This window comes from Neobacillus drentensis (genome assembly GCF_036965425.1).
Lineage (GTDB): Bacteria > Bacillota > Bacilli > Bacillales > Cytobacillaceae > Neobacillus > Neobacillus drentensis_F.
Genome location: NZ_JBALPP010000215.1, coordinates 1 through 1,571, shown reverse-complemented (window position 1 = coordinate 1,571; position 1,571 = coordinate 1). Strand labels below are relative to the sequence as shown.

Below are 1,571 nucleotides of genomic sequence, written 5' to 3'. Positions count from 1 at the left end.
TAAAAAATTGCCGAGAAAAATACTTTTTCTCGACAATCTGAGTCAGCAATTTTGCTGACTTTTTATACTTGCCTAATTGAATTCAAGTTTACTAAGGTCCATCTTTTCTTAACAGCGAAGGAAAGAATAATTAAAACCGCTACCGTTACGAGAGAAACGGTTGATCCAATTACATTGTTAGGGTTTAAAAGAAATCCAATAAATATGATGCATAAGGACACAATTGCAAATATGGTTGTAAATGGATACCATTTTACTCGAAAAGCTGATTGCTTTTTATAAAGGGGTCGGAGTTTTAATTGGGCCGCACAAATACTAAGCCAAATTAACATTACCGTAAAACCTGGGATGGTCATAAGGTAGCTGATAACCTGACTAGGCGTTATATAAGCTAAATAAACTCCGCCTAAAATAAAGGCACTTGTAATCATAATTCCAGTTAAAGGAATGCCAGACTTCGAGGTTTTTAACAAGCTTTTTGGTGCGACACCGCTTTGTGCCATCGAGAATAACGTTCTCGATGTCGCATATATACCTGAATTGGCCGCTGATAGAACGGCTGTTAATAGGACGAAATTCATAATATGTGCTGCACCTGGGAGACCTGTGCTGCTAAAAACCTGAACAAATGGGCTTTCTGCGCCCGAAACTTTATTCCATGGCATAATTCCACAAATAATCAGGATCGGTAAAATGTAAAAAATAATGACGCGCCAAACAGCGCCTTTAATAATTTTCGGCAAAACTCGTTCAGCATCTTTAGTCTCAGTAACCGCAACGCCGATTAATTCAGCACCGCCATAAGAAAACATAACCACTAAAAAAGCACTAAACATACCGCCTGCACCGTGTGGAAAAAATCCTCCATGTGCTGTATAGTTGGCGATGGAATCGTGTGAGGAACCAGGAATGATTCCTAGTAGAAGGAAAAATCCCAGCACAATAAAAGCGATTAACGCCAAAATCTTAATTCCTGCAAACCAAAACTCCAGTTCACCATAATATTTCACTTGGGTTAAATTGATTCCTACAATAACAACTGCACAAAGGAAGCTTAATAGCCATAATGGGGCAGAAGGGAACCAATATTGCAGAAAACTTCCTGCTGCTAATAATTCCACTACAGTAACAAGAATCCAGTTAATCCAGTACAGCCAGCCGACAATAAACGAAACCTGAAAGCCGAATGCTTTATTGACTAAATGCTGCACATTGAAGTTCGGAAAGGCCAGCGCCATTTCCCCTAATGCGGCCATGATGATAAAGAGGATGAGCCCGCCAATTAAATAAGTTACGATGACGCTTGGCCCGGCGATATTCAATGTATCAGAGCTTCCTTTAAAAATCCCCGTACCAATCATGCCAGCTAGTGCAATAAACTGGACATGCCTCGGCAATAACCCCTTTTTTAAGTTCTGTTGATTATTCTCCATGTTGTTTCAACCCACTTTTCTCTTTTGCTTAGACGCTTTTAAGCATTAAAGTATTTTATACTAATATAGCATATTATGAAAAACTTTCAAACCGATTTATTTTTAACTTAAAGAATATTTTTTGCATTAAGGAAACTT

At 38.4% G+C, this 1,571-nt stretch carries 1 protein-coding gene; it reads right to left on the bottom strand.

The window, feature by feature from the left end; translation table 11 throughout:
* Positions 1–62: 62 nt before the first annotated feature.
* Positions 63–1,433 (bottom strand): amino acid permease, encoded by a 1,371-nt coding sequence (locus V7161_RS30205; RefSeq protein ID WP_335716447.1) that lies wholly within the window; start codon positions 1,431–1,433, stop codon positions 63–65.
* Positions 1,434–1,571: the final 138 nt, after the last annotated feature.